This is a genomic window from Pseudarthrobacter sp. RHLT3-21 (assembly GCF_059383495.1).
In genome coordinates, this window is record NZ_JBWZCI010000004.1 from 239,792 (window position 1) to 257,550 (window position 17,759).

Annotated in this window: 17 protein-coding genes; 2 read left to right on the plus strand and 15 right to left on the minus strand. The window is 66.0% G+C overall.

The window, feature by feature from the left end:
* Positions 1-68 precede the first annotated feature (68 nt).
* Genes AC50YA_RS06910 through AC50YA_RS06925 form a run of 4 tightly spaced genes read right to left on the minus strand, consistent with a single transcriptional unit; the run spans position 69 to position 3,550 of the window.
* Positions 69-962 carry an ABC transporter ATP-binding protein gene (locus AC50YA_RS06910; RefSeq protein ID WP_494981565.1) on the minus strand — a complete coding sequence of 298 codons (894 nt, stop codon included), beginning with the start codon at positions 960-962 and terminating at the stop codon, positions 69-71.
* The gene (locus AC50YA_RS06915; RefSeq protein WP_160673372.1) at positions 952-1,725 is read right to left on the minus strand and encodes an ABC transporter permease; all 774 of its coding nucleotides are present in this window, start codon (positions 1,723-1,725) and stop codon (positions 952-954) included. The genes AC50YA_RS06910 and AC50YA_RS06915 overlap by 11 nt, the downstream gene beginning before the upstream one ends.
* Complete coding sequence (locus AC50YA_RS06920; RefSeq protein ID WP_494981566.1) at positions 1,722-2,564, minus strand: ABC transporter permease; 843 nt, start codon at positions 2,562-2,564, stop codon at positions 1,722-1,724. Before AC50YA_RS06920 ends, AC50YA_RS06915 begins: the two co-directional genes overlap by 4 nt.
* Positions 2,561-3,550: an ABC transporter substrate-binding protein gene (locus AC50YA_RS06925; RefSeq protein ID WP_494981567.1), complete on the minus strand. Its 990-nt coding sequence runs from the start codon at positions 3,548-3,550 to the stop codon at positions 2,561-2,563. The genes AC50YA_RS06920 and AC50YA_RS06925 overlap by 4 nt, the downstream gene beginning before the upstream one ends.
* 260 nt (positions 3,551-3,810) lie before the next feature.
* On the opposite strand from AC50YA_RS06925, the gene AC50YA_RS06930 reads away from it, so the two are divergent.
* Positions 3,811-4,446 (plus strand): DUF2461 domain-containing protein, encoded by a 636-nt coding sequence (locus AC50YA_RS06930; protein ID WP_494981568.1) that lies wholly within the window; start codon positions 3,811-3,813, stop codon positions 4,444-4,446.
* Between the two features lie 53 nt (positions 4,447-4,499).
* Complete coding sequence (locus AC50YA_RS06935; protein WP_494981569.1) at positions 4,500-5,273, plus strand: IclR family transcriptional regulator; 774 nt, start codon at positions 4,500-4,502, stop codon at positions 5,271-5,273.
* Between the two features lie 75 nt (positions 5,274-5,348).
* Here AC50YA_RS06935 and AC50YA_RS06940 read toward each other — a convergent pair whose 3' ends face one another.
* The 11 genes from AC50YA_RS06940 to AC50YA_RS06990 all read right to left on the minus strand — a co-directional run bounded on the left by AC50YA_RS06940 (position 5,349) and on the right by AC50YA_RS06990 (position 17,729).
* Complete coding sequence (locus tag AC50YA_RS06940) at positions 5,349-6,299, minus strand: sugar kinase (protein ID WP_494981570.1); 951 nt, start codon at positions 6,297-6,299, stop codon at positions 5,349-5,351.
* A complete protein-coding gene (locus AC50YA_RS06945) occupies positions 6,296-6,961 on the minus strand; it encodes a bifunctional 4-hydroxy-2-oxoglutarate aldolase/2-dehydro-3-deoxy-phosphogluconate aldolase (RefSeq protein WP_494981571.1) in 666 nt (221 codons plus the stop codon). The genes AC50YA_RS06940 and AC50YA_RS06945 overlap by 4 nt, the downstream gene beginning before the upstream one ends.
* On the minus strand, positions 6,958-7,728 hold the full coding sequence (locus AC50YA_RS06950) for an SDR family oxidoreductase (RefSeq protein ID WP_494981572.1): 771 nt from the start codon (positions 7,726-7,728) through the stop codon (positions 6,958-6,960). Before AC50YA_RS06950 ends, AC50YA_RS06945 begins: the two co-directional genes overlap by 4 nt.
* Positions 7,725-8,792 carry a zinc-dependent alcohol dehydrogenase gene (locus tag AC50YA_RS06955; RefSeq protein WP_494981573.1) on the minus strand — a complete coding sequence of 356 codons (1,068 nt, stop codon included), beginning with the start codon at positions 8,790-8,792 and terminating at the stop codon, positions 7,725-7,727. The genes AC50YA_RS06950 and AC50YA_RS06955 overlap by 4 nt, the downstream gene beginning before the upstream one ends.
* Positions 8,789-9,766 carry a C-terminal binding protein gene (locus AC50YA_RS06960; protein ID WP_494981574.1) on the minus strand — a complete coding sequence of 326 codons (978 nt, stop codon included), beginning with the start codon at positions 9,764-9,766 and terminating at the stop codon, positions 8,789-8,791. Before AC50YA_RS06960 ends, AC50YA_RS06955 begins: the two co-directional genes overlap by 4 nt.
* Positions 9,766-11,139, minus strand: coding sequence for an MFS transporter (locus tag AC50YA_RS06965; RefSeq protein WP_494981575.1), 1,374 nt, complete (start codon positions 11,137-11,139; stop codon positions 9,766-9,768). The genes AC50YA_RS06960 and AC50YA_RS06965 overlap by 1 nt, the downstream gene beginning before the upstream one ends.
* A gap of 189 nt (positions 11,140-11,328) precedes the next feature.
* Entirely contained in the window at positions 11,329-12,933 is a 1,605-nt protein-coding gene (locus tag AC50YA_RS06970; protein WP_494981576.1) for an APC family permease, read from the minus strand.
* 174 nt (positions 12,934-13,107) lie between these two features.
* The gene (locus tag AC50YA_RS06975; protein WP_494981577.1) at positions 13,108-13,515 is read right to left on the minus strand and encodes a DUF779 domain-containing protein; all 408 of its coding nucleotides are present in this window, start codon (positions 13,513-13,515) and stop codon (positions 13,108-13,110) included.
* Positions 13,515-14,537 (minus strand): alcohol dehydrogenase AdhP, encoded by a 1,023-nt coding sequence (adhP, locus tag AC50YA_RS06980; protein ID WP_494981578.1) that lies wholly within the window; start codon positions 14,535-14,537, stop codon positions 13,515-13,517. The genes AC50YA_RS06975 and adhP overlap by 1 nt, the downstream gene beginning before the upstream one ends.
* 128 nt (positions 14,538-14,665) lie before the next feature.
* Complete coding sequence (gene exaC, locus AC50YA_RS06985; RefSeq protein WP_494981579.1) at positions 14,666-16,189, minus strand: acetaldehyde dehydrogenase ExaC; 1,524 nt, start codon at positions 16,187-16,189, stop codon at positions 14,666-14,668.
* Positions 16,190-16,340: 151 nt separating this feature from the next.
* Positions 16,341-17,729: a GAF domain-containing protein gene (locus tag AC50YA_RS06990; RefSeq protein ID WP_494981580.1), complete on the minus strand. Its 1,389-nt coding sequence runs from the start codon at positions 17,727-17,729 to the stop codon at positions 16,341-16,343.
* Between the last annotated feature and the right edge of the window lie 30 nt (positions 17,730-17,759).

The window sequence follows — 17,759 nt, forward strand, 5'->3', positions numbered from 1 at the left end:
GCTCCAGACAAAAGAAGACCCCGCCACGGAATTCCGTGGCGGGGTCTTTTTTGTTGTGCTGTAAGTGGCTAGGCGACGTCGGCACCAGAGGGCGCCGCCGTCGTCGGGCCCGCCGCGGAGGTGCCTGCCGCAGCAGTCGATCCTGCCGCCGCGGGCCGATGACCCTTTTTGGCGAGCTGGATCTGCTCGTACACGTGGTGGCGGAGCTCGGTGAAGCGCGGCAGAGACCTGGTGTTGAGCTGGTCCCGGTCGTCCGGGAGGTCGATCACGATGTCCTCCTGGATGACTGTCGGAGAGGACGACAGGATGATGACGCGTTCGCCGAGGTAGATGGATTCGTCGATGTCGTGGGTGACGAAGAGCACGGTCACGCCGAGCTTCTTCCAGACCACCCGGATCAAGTCCTCCAGGTCCGCCCGGGTCTGTGCGTCCACGGCCGCGAAGGGTTCGTCCATCAGCAGGACCTCGGGCTGATAGGCGATGGCGCGGGCAATCGCCACGCGCTGCTGCATGCCGCCGGAGAGCTGCCAGGGGTAGGAGCGCGGAACGTGGGACAGGCCCACGGCCTCCAGGGCTTCGTCCACGAGCCTGTCGCGTTCAGCCTTCGGCACGCCCTGGTTCTTCAGCGGCAGATCAACGTTTTCCCGGACCCGCATCCAGGGGAACAGCGACCGGCCGTATTCCTGGAACACCACGGCCATCTTCTTCGGCGGTCCGGACACGCGTTTGCCGTCGAGGAGCACCTCTCCCTCGGTGGGGGCCATCAACCCGGAGATGCACTTCAGGAGTGTCGTCTTGCCGGAGCCGGAGGGGCCCACGAGGCAGGCCAGCTCGCCGGCGCGCAGGTCGAAGGTGAGGTTACGCACAGCTTCGATGTCGCCGCCGTCGGTCTGGTACACCTTCTTCAGGCCGCGGACCGAGAGCATCGCTTCTTGGGCCGGGCGGGTGGTGTCAGGCTGCATTTTCTACCTCTTTCTGGCCGTGGTACCAGCGCAGGATGTTCCGCTCGGCCCACTGGAAGATGAACGACAGGCCCACGCCCAGCAGACCGAGCACCACGATGCCGGACCACATTTCCGGAATGGCGAAGGAGCGCTGGAACTGGACGATGGTGAAGCCAAGCCCCGAGGACGAGGCGAACATCTCGGAGATGACCATCAGGATCAGCCCCAGGGACAATGACTGGCGCACGCCGGCCATGATCTGCGGGCTGGCCGAAGGCAGCACCAGATACCTGATCCGGGCCCAGCCGTCGATGCCGTAGGTGTGGGCCGAGTCCGAGAGGACCCCGTCCACGGCGCGGACCCCTTCGATGGTGTTCAGCAGCACCGGCCAGACGCAGCCAGAGATGATGACCGCCACCTTCATGGAGTCCGTGATGCCCATCAGCAGGATCAGGACCGGGACCAGGACGGGCGGCGGGATGGCGCGGAAGAACTCCAGCACCGGTTCCAGCAGGGCACGGAGCCATCTGACCGAGCCGATCAGGACACCGCCGACGACGCCGATCACGATCGCCGCGGCGACGCCCACCACCAGCCTGCCGATGCTGGGCAGCACGTCGGAGAAGAAGCGGGGACCGAACCAGACCTCACCGAATTTCCCGACCAGGGTGGCCGGGGTGGGGACAAAGAAGTTGACCGCCCCGAGGGTCGAGGCCCACCAGAGTAGGACCAGCAGGACGGGCAGTGCCAGTAGGTAGCCGAGGGTTGTCAGGGCTTTCATACGATCACCTCGGAACGGACGGAGGAATGCCAGGACAGGGTCTTCTTCTCAATGAAGCGCATCAGGGCGTTGATCAGCACGCCGATCAGGCCGGTGGCCAGCACGAGGGCATACATGCCGGAGATGGCGCCGCCGGACTGGGCAAGGGCGATTTCCCGGCCGAGGCCAGGCGAGCCGATCACCAGTTCCGCCGTGATGGCCAGGACCAGTGCCACGGTGGCGGCCAGCCGGACGCCGGTCATCAGGTAGGGCAGGGCGGTGGGGAAAACGACGTAGCGGATCCGAGCCATCCGGCCCAGGCCGTATGTCTTCGCGGTGTTGTTGGCCACCATGTCGACGTCGGCCACACCATAGAGCACTTGGATCAGGACCTGCCAGAAGGCAGCGTAGGTGATCAGCATGAGGGACGACTCAATCTTCACGCCGAAGAGCAGCACCGCCAGTGGGATCAGGGCCACCGAAGGGATGGGCCGCAGGAACTCCACCGTGGAGTTGGTCGCTTTCCGCAGGAAGTCACTGGAGCCGATGACGAAACCCAGCAGCACGGCCAGGGCGACGGCAATGACGAGTCCCAGGAACCAGGCCGTCATGGTTTCGCCGACAGAGATCCAGAATGCGGTCAGGCCGAAGTCCCGGGCCAGCGCCACAATGACCTCGCTGGCCGGCGGGAGGAAGCGTTCATTGATGATGCCGAGGCGGGGAATGAGCTCCCACGTAACAAGGAATCCCACGATTCCGGCCAGGCCGAGCAACTGTTTTACCGGCAGCCTGCGGACAGACCGGCGGTCCCGCCCCACACTGGGGACGGGACCTCCGGAAGCTATTGCGTCTGAACTCACGGGAGGAGGTCGCCGGCGTTCGGAGCCTTGGTCAGCGTGCCGTACTTGGCGGCGGCGTCACCGAGCGTCTTGAAGGCGTCCTTGTTGAATTCGACGCGGTAGCGCGGCAGGATCATCTTGGCGCGGGTGGCGTCGTCGATCTTGGTGTAGGTGCCCACGATGTCGCGGACCTCCTGTGGGTGCTCCTGGGCATACTCAAGAGACTTGTTCATGGCGCGGGTGAACTTCGCCGTCAGCTCGGCCTTGCCCTTGATGGTGTCCCCCTTGGTGAAATAGCCGGCGATGTCCAGCTCCGGGCTCATCTCGACGAAGTTCGAGGAGACGATTGTGCCACCTTCGGCCACAGCCTTGGAAAGGAAGGGTTCCAGGATCCACGCTGCGTCCACCTGCTTGTTGGCTAGGGCCGCCGGGGCGTCCGGGAAGGCCACCTCAACAAACTTCACGCTGTTCGGATCGCCGCCGTCCTTTTCGATGACCGACTTTATGGTGGTGTCGCCGATATTGGAGAGGTTGTTCACCGAGACGGTCTTGCCGGCGAGGTCCTTCGCGGACTGGACACTCGACCCGGCCGGGACGACGACACCGCCGACATCGTTCCCCTTTTTACCGGTGGTAGATACTCCGTTGGCGACGAACTTCAGGTCGAGACCCTTGTCCTTGGCAACCATGACCGAAATCAGGTTGGAGAACGCGAAGTCGAAGCTGCCGCTGACCACGCCCGGGACAATTGCCGCGCCGCCGGTGGCTGTCTGGATGTCCAACTCCAGGCCCTCATCCTTGAAGAACCCCAGCTTGCTGCCCAGGTAGATCGGTGCGCAGTCCACGATCGGGATGACCCCCACACTTACCTTGGTCAGCTCTCCGCTCCCGGCTCCACCGGCGGGGGCGGATCCAGTGCCGGTAGAACTCGGCGAACCGGACCCGCAGGCTGACAAGCCGAGGACCGATGCTGCGGCAAGCACGGCGATAACACTACGACGCTTCATGTTCACTCCTTTGTGAAGTGGCATGGGAGTGTGACGCCCCCACGACCAGCTTGTTCGGTGTCCGAACAAACTTTCGAATTAAGTCTGGTTCAGAGGACGCCTGTGGTCAACCGGATCTGGCCATTGTTATCCTCCCGGTACGCGCGTACAGGATCGGGGAGGGACGCGCGGCACCGCGCCATAGGAGGCTGGTGTCCACGCTTTCCACATAGGCGCCTGCCACTCTGGCCGGGGCTACCGGCGGCCCCTAGGATCACAGCATGACTACATTCCAGGGGATCCCCACGGGGGCGTTCGCTTTCTACGCCGAACTTGAGCACAACAACAACCGGGAGTGGTGGCTGGAGCACAAGGACAGCTACAACACTCTGGTGCGGCATCCGGTCACTGCCCTGCTGGCCGAACTGGAGCCGCGGTTCGGGCCGGGCAAGATCTTCCGGCCCAACCGGGACATCAGGTTCTCCCAGGACAAATCGCCCTACAAGACTGCCCAGGGAGCCTTCGCGTCGGCCCAGGAAGGCTTGGGATATTACCTTCAGGTGAGCGCCGACGGGCTGCTGGTGGGCGGCGGCTGCCACACCAGTACGCCGGCCCAGCTGGCCCGCTTCCGGAACGCCGTGGATGCGTCCGGGACCGGCGAAGCGCTGCGGCACATCGTGGATACCGTGGCTGCCGCGGGCTTTACTGTGGAGGGCGAAAAGCTCAAGACAGTGCCGCGAGGCTTCGACAAGGACCATCCCCGGGCGGAGCTGCTGAAACACAAGTCGCTGTCCGCCGGCATGGAACTGGGCCAGCCGGAGTGGCTGGACTCACCGGCGGCGGCGCAGGAAATCGCGGCGCTGTGGGACCAGCTGCGGCCCCTGGTGGACTGGGTGGGCCGGCATGCGGCGCCGTGACGCGACATTTCCTGTAGATGGGATAGCTCCCTATACGTGGGATAATTGGGGGTATGGAAGCTAATCCCGCAGGGGCCCGAACGCTGGAGCGCGGACTCAGCCTGCTAGACCACGTCGCTGCGGGCGCCCACCGGCTCGAAGACATCACACTGGCTTCCGGTCTCAGCCGCTCGGCGACTCACCGCATGCTGACCACTCTCGTGGCAGGCAGGTATCTCAGCCAGCAGCCGGACCACAGTTATCACCTGGGCATCAAACTGCTGGAGCTCGGCACGAAGGCGGAGGCAAAGATCAGCCTCCCCGACACCGTGCAGACCATCCTCGCCGGGATCGCCAAGACCACGCAGGACACCACGCACCTGGGCATCCTCAGCGGTGACGATGTCCTGTACCTTGCCAAGGCACGCGGCCATCGCGGCATTGAAATGGCGTCCCGCCCCGGGGCACGTTTGCGGGCGCAAAACACTGCCATGGGCAAGGCCCTGCTGGCAGCCCAGCATGGAAATGACGAGGCGGTCCGCGCCTTCGATACGGCTGCGATCGCCACACCCCGCTCCATTCAGGATGTTGACGCCTTCCGGACAGTGCTGGACCGGGCAAGGGCGGACGGTTACGCGCTGGACGACCAGGAGAACGAACTCGGCATCACGTGTGTTGCCATCGCCATCCCGGACCTGCTCGGCAAGGTCGCAGCTGCCGTATCCATCTCAGCCCCCAGCGTTCACATGACCCAGGAACGGATTGAGTCACTCGTGTCGCTCCTCCAGGACGTGCAGCCAGAGCTGAGCCGCTGCCTGCCGCCAGGATTTGAAAGGGCCTGGATCTAGCGCCCGCGCGCCGATCCAGGCCCTTTCCGCCGGCCCCTTTGCGGGATCAGTTCCGGCTACGGGTTCAGCCCAGGCTCAGCGTGCCACCGGTTCCGTGGCGTCCAGCATGGCCAGCTCGTGCCGGCGGGGCATGCCTTCCCAGTCGCCGGGCACCAGGCAGGCAAAGGCTCCTGTGCGGACCGCGGTCAGCAAACGCTCCTGGACCGAGGCACCGGCCAACAGGTCCGAGATATAGCCGGCCACAAAGGCGTCGCCGGCCCCCACGGTGTCGATGGCGTTGACCCGGACGGCGTCCTGCACGTATTCCACCCCGTCGATCACCGCGGCACAGCCTGCGGCTCCCCGCTTGATGACCGTCTGGCTCGGCCCGAGGGCGGCAACCCGGCGGGCAAGTTCCAGGGAATCGTCGGACTTTCCTACCGCGATGGCGGCTTCGTCGTCCCCGGCGAACACGATGTCTGCCTGGGCGATGAAGGTCCGGAAAACGTCGCGGGCTTCGTCGGCGGACCACAGCGCGGCGCGGTAGTTGAGGTCGAACGAGACCAGGACACCTGCTTCGCGGGCAACGTCCAGCGCATATTGTGCCGCCCGGGCTGCCTCCGGCGAAAGCGCGGGCGTGATGCCCGTGAGGTGCAGCAGCCGGGCGTTGGCAATCCGCTCGGCCGGGATGTCCTCCCGGGACAGCCGGGAGCCTGCGCTTCCGGCCCGGTAGTACCAGACCTTGAGCTGGTCCATGGTGCGGCGCTCTTTGATCATGAGGCCGGTGGGTGCCGACTCGTCGCGCAGGGGGTCAACCACGATGCCCTCGGCGGCGAGCTCACGCAGGACGAGTTCACCGAGGCTGTCGTTGCCGACGCGTCCAACCCACGTTACCGAGGTGCCCAGGCGCCGCAGCGCGATGGCAAAGTTGCTCTCGGAGCCGCCCATGCCCAGGCTGAGCGAGGACACCTGGGCCAGCGGACCGGGCGTCTCGGCCTTCATCAGGCCCATTGTTTCGCCGAGGGTCACGACGTCGGTGAAGGTCACCGGGCACCCCTCACCTGGACGGCGTCCGCTACCAGGGAACTGAGCTGCCGGGCGCGGGCGGTGAGGGCGGCGAGGTCGCCGCCGGAGAACGCGTCACGGAGCAGCGGTCCGCCGAGACTGACGGCGAGGGCCCCTGCGGCGATCCAGTCCGCGGCGTCATCGATGCCGATGCCGCCGGACGGAATGACCCGCATGTCCGGGAAGGGCCCGCGCAGTTGCCCAATGTAGCCCGGGCCGACGGTGGAGGCGGGGAACAGCTTCACGGCCGTTGCCCCCGCCTGCATGCCGGTCAGGAGTTCGGTGGGCGTCAGGCCCCCGGGAAAGATAGGAACGCCGGCAGCAACGGCCGCGCGGATCACGTCGGTCACCATGGCGGGCGTCACCAGGTAGTCCGCGCCGCCGTCGAGCGCCCGGACAGCCTGGTCACCGGAGGTGACGGTGCCGACGCCGATTTCCGCGTCGGTGCCGAACTGCCGTTTGATGTCGGGCAGCAGGTCGAACACGCCGTCAGTGCTGAGGGTCAGTTCGATGGACCGCACGCCACCCTTGACGAGGGCGTCGATGACCGGGGCGTACTCACGGGCGTGGCGGGCGCGGAGGACGGCCACCACAGGGTTGGCCTGCAGGATGGCGGAAACGGGAGGGCTCTGGAGGTTACTCATCGGGCCAGCCACCCGCCGTCGACCGGAAGTACTACGCCGTGGATGTAGTCCGCGGCCGGGGAGGCCAGGAACACCACCGCGCCGGCGAGGTCGCCGGCGGTACCCCAGCGTGCCGCCGGGATCCGCACCGAGATCTGTTCGCTGCGCTGGGCGTCTGCCAGCAGCGCCTCGTTCATGTCAGTGGCGATATAGCCCGGCGCAACCGCATTGACGTTCACGCCGCGGGGCGCCCATTCGTTGCATAACGCCTTGGTCAGCTGAGCCACAGCGCCCTTCGACGCGGCGTAGGCCGGAACCCGCAGGCCGCCCTGGAACGTAAGGAGGGAGGCCATGTTGATGATCTTTCCCCCACCGCGTTCCACCATGGGGGTGCCGAAGCCCTGGCACAGCTGGAAGACGGCGCGGGTGTTGATGGCCATAACGCGGTCGAAGTCGGACAGCGGGAACTCGGTCGCGTTGTGCCGGATCTGGGTTCCGGCGTTGTTGACCAGGATGTCGATCTGGTGTCCCGCGAGCGTTTCCGCCGTGGCCGCGGCCACGGATTCTTCGCTGGCCAGATCCACGTGGACGGCGGCGGCGCTGACGCCTGCCTTTTCCGCCGCGGCTGCCAGTTCCGGGGCCAACGGGCCGCGCTGGAGTGCCACAATGCTGGCGCCGGCGTTGACCAGCCCGAGGGCAATGCCCAGGCCGATCCCGCGCGAGGCGCCGGTTACGGCTGCGGTTTTGCCGCTGAGGTCAAACGGCGAATTCTCTGCTGTGTGGTTCATGAGCTTTCCTGGGTTTTCGCGGCGGGCGCCGCGGCTGGACTGACAAAGACTTTGAGGACGCGTCCGGACGCCATCGCCTGGTCAAAGGCCTGGCGTGTGTCCTCCAGTGCGAACACCTGGGTGGGAATGCGGTCCAGCCCCAGTTCACGGCCTTCGATGAGTTCCACCGCACGCTCCACTGCCGCCCTCGTGTAGACCCGGACGCCCACCACGGTGTTCTCGGCGAACGTCAGGGCCTGGAGGTCGAGTTCGACGGGCTTTTTGTAGACGCCCACCAGGACGATGGTGCCGCGCACCCGTACGGCCCGGGGCAGCATCGCGGCAACCGAGGGGTGGGCGGCGGAGTCGAAGACGATGTCCGCGCCGTCCCCGCCGGTGGCGGCAAGGGTGGCCTGAATGGGGTCCTCCCCAGGTGCCACCGTGGCGAACCCGAGTTCTTCGGCCACCTGGCGGCGGGCCTCCGAGGGCTCCGAAATGAGGACGCTGCCGGCTCCCTGGTGCCGTGCCACCAGGGCTGTCAGGATGCCGATGGGCCCGGCGCCGAAGATCACCACCCGTTCCCCGCCGGAAAGGCCCGCCCGGGATACGGCGTGGACGGCGACGGCCAGGGGTTCGGCGAGGGCCGCCTCCTGGAGGGGCACCGAGTTGCTGACCGGGATGAGCCCGGAGGCAGGCAGGGCCACGTACTCGGCGAGGGAGCCTGCGACGTCGATCCCGTACAGTTTCAGCGCCCGGCAGACATGGGTGTCCCCGCCGCTGCACGGGTGGCATTCACCGCAGTGGATGAGGGGCTCCACGGTGACCCTGGTGCCCGCTGCCGGGCCGGTCTCCGCCGCCACCTCCACGATGCCGGTGATCTCATGGCCCATGACCAGGGGAGCCTCGGCGCGGGGGTGCGTTCCGTGCAGGATGGAAAAATCAGAGCCGCACAGTCCGGTCATTTCCGTCCGGACCAGGGCCCAGCCTGCGGGGATTTCAGGCAGGGGCAGCTGCCGCGGCTCAATGGTGTCCGGCGCCGTCCATACGGCGGCGCGCATGGTGCTGTTCAGGAGTGCTGCGCTCATACCAGCACTCCTGCGTTCATCACATTGCGCGGCATGCGTCCGGCGCAGACCTCGAGGACGTTCTCGATGGTGCGGCGCTTCAGTTCCGCATAGGATTCCTCGCTGTACCAGGCGGCGTGCGGGGTGAGCACGGCGTTTTCGCAGGCGATCAGGGGGCTGGTCAGGGCCAGGGGTTCCTCTTCGAAGACGTCCAGCCCAGCACCGTAGAGCTGGCCGCTGGCCAGGGCATCGGCAACCGCAGCGGTGTCCACCACTCCCCCGCGGCAGGTGTTGACCAGCACTGCGCCACGTTTCATCTGCGCAAGCACGCCGGCGTTGATCAGGTGATGCCTATGGGAGTTGAGCGGAACGTGGAGGGACACCACGTCAGCGCGGGAAATCACTTCCTCAAACCCGACGACGGCGACTCCATCCGCCGTCGTCGTACCGACTTCAGCGAGCGGGTCAGACCCGATCACCGTATAGCCCAGGCCCTTGGCCTTGCGCGCGGTGGCCGCGCCGATCAGGCCCAGGCCCACCACGCCGAAGACTTTGGTGGACATCCGGTGCAGCGGCTGGACCGGGAGCAGCGAGTGTTCCCCGCGACGCATGCCGCGGTCCAGCCGGGTGATTCCGCGGGCTAGGCTGACGGCCAGGGCAATGGCGTGGTCGCTGACATCCTCGGTGCCGTAGTCCGGCACGTTGCAGACGGCAACGCCGCGGGCGGTGGCCGCCTCGACGTCGAGGGTGTCCACGCCCACGCCGTACCGGCCGATCGCCTTCAGCTGCGGCAGGGCCGCGAGGACACGGTCCGTGATGGGGGCGTACTGGACCACGATGGCGTCGGCGCCGGCCGCGGCGGCAATAACGTCCTCTTCGGTCCGGCACTGGGCAAGGACCAGTTCCACACCGGCGGCGTCGGCGACGGCCTGCTCGATGGCGATGGAGTCGTGGTCGCAGTCGGTGATGACGATGCGGGTGGGCGTGGCTGGCATTACTTGGCGTCCTCTTCGGTGAGCAGGTCACGATCGACGGTTTCGGGGGCTTTGATGGTGGTGACGAGGCTGATGCCCATCATGGCTATCATGTAGATGGCGACGGGTATCCAGGAGCCGCTGAACGCGGTGACCAGGGCCGAGCAGATGAGCGGGGCGATGCCGCCGCCGAAGACGGAGGAGAACTCCCGGCCGAGGGCGACGCCGGCGTAGCGGTAGCGGGAGCCGAAGAGTTCGGGGAAGTACGCTGCCTGGACGCCCACGGATCCCTGCGCGGCGAAGATGAAGCCGAGCACGATCACCAGCGAAATCAGGAACAGGTTTCCGGTGTTCAGCAGCAGGAAGGCCGGGACGGGGAAGACAAACAGGAACGCCGTGATGATGAGGTACATCCTGCGGCGGCCATAGCGGTCGGACAGGCTGCCGAAGGCGTATGCCGAGACGCAGGCGAAGAGCGCGCCCACCAGCAGGACCTTGGGAATGAACGTCGCGTCAATCTTGAGCTGCGTGATCAGGTAGGAGCCCAGGAACACCTGGAAGATGTACGAGTGCGCGTTGGCGCCCACGTTCATGAAGAAGACCCGGATCAGGCCCGCACGGCCGTTCTTGACGACGTCGGCCACGGGAGTGGCGCGGATGACGCCGTCGATCTCTTCCTTCTTTTCCTCAAAGACGGGTGATTCCTTCAGCTTGCGGCGGATCATGTAAGCGGCGATGGTGACGAAGATCGACGAGAAGAACACGAGCCGCCAGCCGTAGGCTTCCAGGGCTTCGCGGGGCATCATCTGCACGAGGATCCAGACAACGGCGCCCAGTGCGGTACCGGCGGCGGCACCAACGAAGACGAGCGAAGCATAGCGTCCGCGGCTGCCCTTGGGCGCAGTTTCGGCAACCAGGACCACGCCGCCCGCCTGTTCAGCGCCGGCGCCGAATCCCTGGAGGAAGCGGCAGGCAACCAGCAGCACCGGGGCCCAGATGCCCGCCTGCTCGTAGGTGGGCAGCAGACCGATGGCGAACGTGGCGATGCCCATCAGGAAGAGCGTGGCCACCAGCACCCACTTGCGTCCCAGCCGGTCACCGTACTTGGAGAAGAAGAGGCCACCGAGGGGGCGTGCACCGAAGCCGACGGCGTAGGCACCGAACGCGGCGATGATGCCGATGGCTGGGTCAATGTTCGGGAAGAAGATCTTGTTGAAGATGATCGCCGACGCGGTTCCGTAGATCACAAAGTCGTACTGTTCGAGCGCGGTTCCGATCAGGCCGGCCCATGCGGCCCTGCGAACCGGCGCTTTGTCAGTGGTCCCGGGGGACACCTCATTGCCTTCGGGGTCCAGGACCGCCGATTTACTGCGAACAACATCGTTCTCAGCCACAGTTCACCATTTCTCTTTGGTGCCGAAGCACATTCCGATTATCGGGACGACATCCCGAAAACTTCAAGCACGACCATATAGGGCTTATCGGCCAGATCACAAAAGGCGGGTTAAACAGCAGAGGCACCCTGCCACCAAAGGGGTGGACGGGTGCCTCTGCCGTGGTTTGCAGCCTTGGCAGCTGCGGGCTTACCGGCGGGTGAGTGCCTCGTCGTCGGCTGCGGCATCACTGCCGGCGAGGCTGGCGTCCGCACTGGAATCCGCGCTGGATTCCGCGCTGGAATCCCTGCTGGAATCCGTGCCGTCCACGGTCGACTTTGCTTCGGCGAACTTTTCGTTCAGGCGGGAGTGCCGCTGGCCGTAGGCGAAGTAGATCACGACGCCGATGACCAGCCAGCCGGCGAAGAAGATCCACGTCTCCACGGCGAGGTTCGTCATCAGGTACAGGCACAGGACCGCGGAAACCACCGGGAGGACCTTGCCGAACGGGACGCGGAAGGACGGCTTCAGGTCCGGGCGCTTCTTGCGCAGCACCAGGATGCCCAGGCTCACCACCACAAACGCGGACAGCGTGCCGATGTTGATCATTTCTTCCAGCAGGTCAACGTTTGTCAGGCCGGCCACAAGTGCTACCGCGGCGCCGCAGATGATCTGGAGGCGGACCGGCGTCGAACGTTTTTCACTGGTCTTGGACAGTGCGCGGGGCAGCAAACCGTCGCGGCTCATGGCCAGCACCACGCGCGACAGTCCCATCAGCAGCACCATAATGACCGTGGTGAGGCCGATCAGGGAGCCGAACGCGATGACCTTGGCCGCGGTGGTGTCGCCGACGGCCTCGAATGCGGTGGTGAGGGTGGGCGTCTCTGCTGCTGCGAGGTCCGTGTAAGACACCATGCCGGTGAGCGCGAGGGACACCAGGATGTAGAGCACGGTCACCACGGCCAGGCCGCCGAAGATGCCGCGCGGCAGGGTCTTCTGCGGGTTCTTGACTTCTTCCGCGGACGTGGCCACGACGTCAAAGCCGATGAAGGCGAAGAACACCAGGGCCGCGCCGGCGAAGATGCCAAGGGTGCCGTACTGTGCAGGCGCGGCGCCGGTGAGGAAGCCGAAGAATGACTGCTTCAGGACGTCTGCCGCGCCACCGGCGGTGGGCTCTGCGGCGGGCACGAACGGCGTGTAGTTTTCAAACTTCACGTAGGTGAAGCCCACCACGATCACAAACAGCACTACGGCGATCTTGATCAGGGTGAACACGTTGCCCACGCGGGCGGAGAGCTTGGTCCCCAGCACCAGGAGCACGGTGAAGACGGCAACGATCAGGAAGGCGCCCCAGTAGAGGTCCACGCCGCCGAGCGACAGCGCCGGCGGCACGTCGGCCCCCATCAGCGCAAACACCTTGCTGAGGTAGATGCCCCAGTACTTGGCGATCACTGCCGCGGCGGTGAACAGTTCCAGGATCAGGTTCCAGCCGATGATCCACGCAAGCAGTTCGCCCATGGTGGCGTACGTGAAGACGTAGGCCGACCCCGCAACCGGAATGGCGGTGGCAAACTCGGCGTAGCACATGATGGCCAGGGCGCAGGTGACGGCGGCAATGGCGAAGGACAACGTCACCGCCGGGCCGGAGAAGTTGGCCGCAGCCTTGGCGCCCACCGAGAAAATGCCGGCGCCGACAGCGACGGCGACACCCATGATCATCAGGTCCCAGCTGCTGAGCGACCGCTTGAGCTTGCGTCCGGGTTCATCGGCGTCGGCCATGGACTGCTCGATGGATTTGGTCCGGAGAAGGTTCATAAGGAGTTCCACAATCCTGATTTGTGTTGGAAACAGACCCATCAACGATACTTGTCCATGCACTGGACGTTCACACCTGTCCCGCATCATGAGATGCCTGCATGTCCCGGTTAAGCGCGAACGGACAGTTGGGGCCCCGCTGGGAGGGCCTCAACTGTCCGTTCGCGCTGGCGTTTAGACGGGCCAGTCCATCAGCTTTGACCGGATCAGGAACCGCTTGCCTTCCGGCGACTCAACCGAGAACCCGCTCCCCCGGCCCTGGACCACGTCCACGGTCAGATGGGTATGGCTCCAGTAGTTGAACTGCTCCCTGGACATCCAGAACTCGAGGGGCTGCGGCTCCAGGCCGTCGGCGATGTCGAACAGTCCCAGGAGGACGTCCGCCTCCGCGGTGATGAACTCCCCGGCCGGATAACACATAGGCGAGGACCCGTCGCAGCAGCCGCCGGACTGGTGGAACATGAGGGGCCCGTGCTGGCCCCACAGCTTCCTGAGCAGTTCCAGGGCCTCGGCGGTGAGCGCCACGCGGGAGATGTCCTCCCCGGGCAGCGTGACCGCCGCGTCAAGCCTCGCCTCCATCATCAGTACTTGATGACGACGCGGCCGTCGATCTTGGCGTGTTTCATCTCGTCAAGAACAGCGTTGACCTCGGAGAGCTCCCGGGTGGACACCGTGGGATGGATCTTGCCCTCGGCGTAGAACTCGAGTGCTTCCTCGAGGTCCTGCCGGGTCCCCACGATCGAGCCGCGGACGGTCAGGCCCTTGAGCACAATCTCGAAGATCGGTGCCGGGAAGTCGCCCGGCGGCAGGCCGTTGAACACAATCGTCCCGCCCCGGCGGGCCATGCCGATCGCCTGGCCAAAAGCAGACGGGTGTACTGCGGTGACCAGGACTCCATGGCAACCTCCGGTTTCACGTTGGATGACTTCTGCGGGGTCTTCGTGCAGCGCGTTGACGGTCAGCTCCGCACCGTGCTTCTTGGCCAGGGCGAGTTTGTCGTCCGCGATATCCACCGCGGCTACCCGCAGGCCCATCGCCACGGCGTACTGGACGGCAATGTGCCCGAGTCCGCCGATGCCGGAAATGGTGACCCACTGTCCGGGCCTGGCTTCGGTCATTTTCAGGCCCTTGTAGACCGTGACGCCGGCGCAAAGCACCGGGGCGACTTCAACGGGGTCCGAGCCGGCCGGGATGCGGGCGGCAAAGCGGGTGTCCACGAGCATGTACTCCCCGAAGGAACCGTCCACACTGTAGCCGGCGTTCTTCTGCGCTTCACACAGGGTCTCCCAGCCGGTGCGGCAGTACTGGCAGTCGCCGCAGGCTGACCATAGCCAGGCGTTGCCGACGAGGTCTCCGACGGCCAGGTCAGTGACACCCTCGCCCAAGGCAACCACTTCGCCTACTCCTTCGTGGCCGGGGATGAACGGCGGTGTCGGTTTGACCGGCCAGTCGCCCTCCGCCGCGTGGAGGTCTGTGTGGCAGACGCCGGTTGTGAGGACCTTGACCAGCGCCTCGCCCCGGCCCGGGGTGGGAATGGGGAGGGTCTGGATCTGGAGATCCTTGCCGAACTCGGTTACTACTGCTGCTTGCATTGTCGTCGTCATTGGCGAAATCCTTGCGTTGATGGAGCGATGGTGCGGTGGAGGTGGTGCTGCCTTCCTGAGGGGTGGCCAGGGAGGTGCAGGCGGGGACGGATCAGTGCTAATCCGTCCCCGCCCGGGCTAAGGGCGGCTTAGAAGAAGCCGAGCTTGTTCTCGTTGTAGCTGACCAGGAGGTTCTTGGTCTGCTGGTAGTGGTCCAGCATCATGGAGTGGTTTTCACGTCCGATGCCGGAGGACTTGTACCCGCCGAACGCGGCGCCGGCCGGGTAGGCGTGGTAGTTGTTGACCCAGACGCGGCCGGCCTGGATCTCGCGGCCCGCACGGTAAGCGACGTTGCCGTTCCGCGACCAGACGCCGGCGCCCAACCCGTAGAGGGTGTCGTTGGCGATTTCCATCGCGTCGTTGTAGTCACTGAACCGGGAGACAGACACAACAGGTCCGAAGATCTCCTCCTGGAAGATCCGCATCTTGTTGTGGCCTTCGAAGACGGTGGGCTGGACGTAGTAGCCGCCGGCCAGGTCGCCTTCCAGCCGGGCGCGGGCGCCGCCGGTGAGCACCTTGGCGCCTTCCTGCTTGCCGATGTCGATGTAGGAAAGGATCTTTTCCAGCTGGTCGTTGGAGGCCTGGGCGCCGAGCTGGGTTTCGGTGTCCAGCGGGTTGCCCTGGATGATTTTCTCCACCCGGGCCACGGCGTCAGCCATGAAGGAATCGTAGATGTCCTCCTGGACCAGGGCGCGGGACGGGCAGGTGCAGACCTCGCCCTGGTTGAAGGCAAAGAGCGCGAAGCCCTCCTGCGCCTTGTCATAGAACGCGTCGTCGGACTCGGCAACATCGTTGAAGAAGATGTTCGGGCTCTTGCCGCCAAGCTCCAGGGTGACGGGGATCAGGTTCTGGCTGGCGTACTGGCTGATCAGGCGCCCGGTGGACGTCTCGCCGGTGAAGGCGATCTTGCGGATACGGGGGCTGGACGCGAGCGGCTTGCCGGCCTCGACGCCGAAGCCGTTGACCACGTTGAGCACACCGGCCGGCAGCAGGTCACCGATGAGTTCCATCAGGACCAGAATGGACGACGGCGTCTGCTCTGCGGGTTTGAGGACCACGGCGTTGCCGGCCGCCAGGGCCGGGGCGAGCTTCCAGACGGCCATCAGGATGGGGAAGTTCCACGGGATGATCTGGCCCACAACGCCGAGGGGCTCGTGGTAGTGGTAGGCCGTGGTGTCGTCGTCGAGCTGTGAAAGCCGGCCTTCCTGGGCGCGGACGGCCGAGGCGAAGTAGCGGAAGTGGTCCGCGGCGAGCGGGATGTCCGCGTTCAGGGTCTCTCGGATGGGCTTGCCGTTGTCCCAGGATTCGGCGACGGCGAGCATCTCAAGGTTCTCGTCGATGCGGTCGGCGATCTTGTTCAGGATGGCGGCGCGCTCGGCGACGGAGGTCTTGCCCCAGGAGGGTGCAATCTTGTGGGCGGCGTCCAGTGCCAGCTCGATGTCCTCGGCGGTGCCGCGGGCCACTTCGCAGAAGACCTTGCCGGTGACGGGTGTGATGTTCTCGAAGTACTGGCCCTTGACGGGGGCAACCCACTCGCCGCCGATCCAGTTCTCGTAGCGGTCCTTGAACGTGACCTTCGAACCCTCGGTACCGGGCTGTGCGTAAACAGTCATTGCTAGCTCCTTTGCTGTGCATGAAAGGTGGCGCCTGATGCTGGCGGCCGCCGTTGGTTTCAGCGTAGGAGTGTGAAGGTTGCAGTCAGGTTGCGCCGGTGTGAGCCAGCTCACGGCAGGTGACTGGGTCTCGACCGGCGGGGTGCGGCGGTCAGGCGCTGAGTTCGGCTTCCAGCCGCTCAAGGTCCGCGACGACGGCGGCCCGCTTGGGCGAGCGCGGCGGCAGCAGCTTCAGGGCGGCAGTCCGGACGTCGACGTCGTCCCTCGCCTCCGGGAGGGCAGCGTACTTGAGCAGTGTCTCGGCACTGCCGTCAGTCAGAACCGCTTCGCGCATGAGAGAGGAGACCCTGTCGCGGAGGTCGATGATGCCTGGCGCTTCGGAGCGCGGCAGCACCGCGCCGCGGTAGATTTCCAGCGCAATCCGGTGGGCGCCGCGCTGCAGGCAGTTCAGCACCTGCCCGCTGTCCGGGACCAGGTCCATGGTGAGTTTGTACGGCCGGGATTCCGGGACGGCGGCCGGGTTGAGCTGCTGGAGGATCTTGCGCAGCCGGACCATTTCCGCGCGGAGCGTCATGGTGGGGCCGTCGCCCGGGTAGAGCAGGACACTGAGCTCCTCGGCGCTCAGCCCCTCGGGGTGAGTGCTGAGCAGGGCGAGGATTTCACTGTGCCGGGCGGACAGCGCCACCGTTTTGCCTTCGATGCTGAGCAACGCCTGGTCGCGGCCCAGAAGCTGCAGGCTGTTGCGGTACAGGCTGCCTTCCTTCGCGCCGCCGGCTCCCCCGGCCCGCGCCGAATCCGGCCTGGCCGCCGAACTGGCGTTCCGCCGTCGGGCTGGCCGGCTGGCAAGGGTCGCCGCCAGCTGCAGTCGCTCAACACGGAGCTGCGCCTGCGCGGCAGCGACGGTCGCCTCGACGAGGGACAGGGTGTGGGCCGCCACCGCACTGGCCTTGCCCGTGATGTCCACAACGCCCAGCAGCGCGCCGGAATCCGGATCGTGGAACGGGACCGCGGTGCAGCTCCACGCGTGCACGGACCGCTGGTAATGCTCCGCCCCGGAAATCTGGATCCCGCGGCCCAGGGCCAGGGCAGTTCCCGGCGCGCTGGTCCCCACGGTGGCCTCTGACCAGTCGGCGCCCGGGACGAACATCATGCCCTCGGCACGGCGCTGCAGGGCGGGATCCCCTTCCACCCAGAGCAGCCGGCCCACTTCGTCACCGACGGCAACGAGCAGGCCACTGTCGTGGCTGGGCTGGACCAGGAGCTTGTGGATCACGGGCATGATGCTGGCCAAGGGGTGCTGCCGCCGGTATTCCTCGAGCTCGTCAGTGTCCAGGGCAAGTGGCGCTTCGGGGTTGTCAGGGTTGGCATGCAACTTGACGGACCGCTGCCAGGATTCCCGGATCAGCCTGCGCAGCCCGGGGATTTCCGGTGCGCCCGGAAACGCTTGGGCGTCGAGCTGCTCATGGGCGGCCAGGGCATAACGCTGAGCCAGCGCTGTCGCTTCGCCGCCGGACGCCGGCGGCAGGATCAGGTTCCGCATCGAACTCCCCTCGGTCCTGCAAGTCTACTG

What these genes read in the sequence shown, in the direction of transcription:
- AC50YA_RS06960 (WP_494981574.1), bottom strand. Translation starts at nt 9,766, where the DNA reads ATGCCAGCCACGCCCACCCGCATCGTCATCACCGACTGCGACCACGAC.
- AC50YA_RS06945 (WP_494981571.1), bottom strand. Translation starts at nt 6,961, where the DNA reads ATGAGTAACCTCCAGAGCCCTCCCGTTTCCGCCATCCTGCAGGCCAAC.
- AC50YA_RS06970 (WP_494981576.1), bottom strand. Translation starts at nt 12,933, where the DNA reads ATGAACCTTCTCCGGACCAAATCCATCGAGCAGTCCATGGCCGACGCC.
- AC50YA_RS06935 (WP_494981569.1), top strand. Translation starts at nt 4,500, where the DNA reads ATGGAAGCTAATCCCGCAGGGGCCCGAACGCTGGAGCGCGGACTCAGC.
- AC50YA_RS06915 (WP_160673372.1), bottom strand. Translation starts at nt 1,725, where the DNA reads ATGAAAGCCCTGACAACCCTCGGCTACCTACTGGCACTGCCCGTCCTG.
- AC50YA_RS06910 (WP_494981565.1), bottom strand. Translation starts at nt 962, where the DNA reads ATGCAGCCTGACACCACCCGCCCGGCCCAAGAAGCGATGCTCTCGGTC.
- exaC (WP_494981579.1), bottom strand. Translation starts at nt 16,189, where the DNA reads ATGACTGTTTACGCACAGCCCGGTACCGAGGGTTCGAAGGTCACGTTC.
- AC50YA_RS06950 (WP_494981572.1), bottom strand. Translation starts at nt 7,728, where the DNA reads ATGAACCACACAGCAGAGAATTCGCCGTTTGACCTCAGCGGCAAAACC.
- AC50YA_RS06925 (WP_494981567.1), bottom strand. Translation starts at nt 3,550, where the DNA reads ATGAAGCGTCGTAGTGTTATCGCCGTGCTTGCCGCAGCATCGGTCCTC.
- AC50YA_RS06990 (WP_494981580.1), bottom strand. Translation starts at nt 17,729, where the DNA reads ATGCGGAACCTGATCCTGCCGCCGGCGTCCGGCGGCGAAGCGACAGCG.
- AC50YA_RS06930 (WP_494981568.1), top strand. Translation starts at nt 3,811, where the DNA reads ATGACTACATTCCAGGGGATCCCCACGGGGGCGTTCGCTTTCTACGCC.
- AC50YA_RS06955 (WP_494981573.1), bottom strand. Translation starts at nt 8,792, where the DNA reads ATGAGCGCAGCACTCCTGAACAGCACCATGCGCGCCGCCGTATGGACG.
- adhP (WP_494981578.1), bottom strand. Translation starts at nt 14,537, where the DNA reads ATGACGACGACAATGCAAGCAGCAGTAGTAACCGAGTTCGGCAAGGAT.
- AC50YA_RS06975 (WP_494981577.1), bottom strand. Translation starts at nt 13,515, where the DNA reads ATGATGGAGGCGAGGCTTGACGCGGCGGTCACGCTGCCCGGGGAGGAC.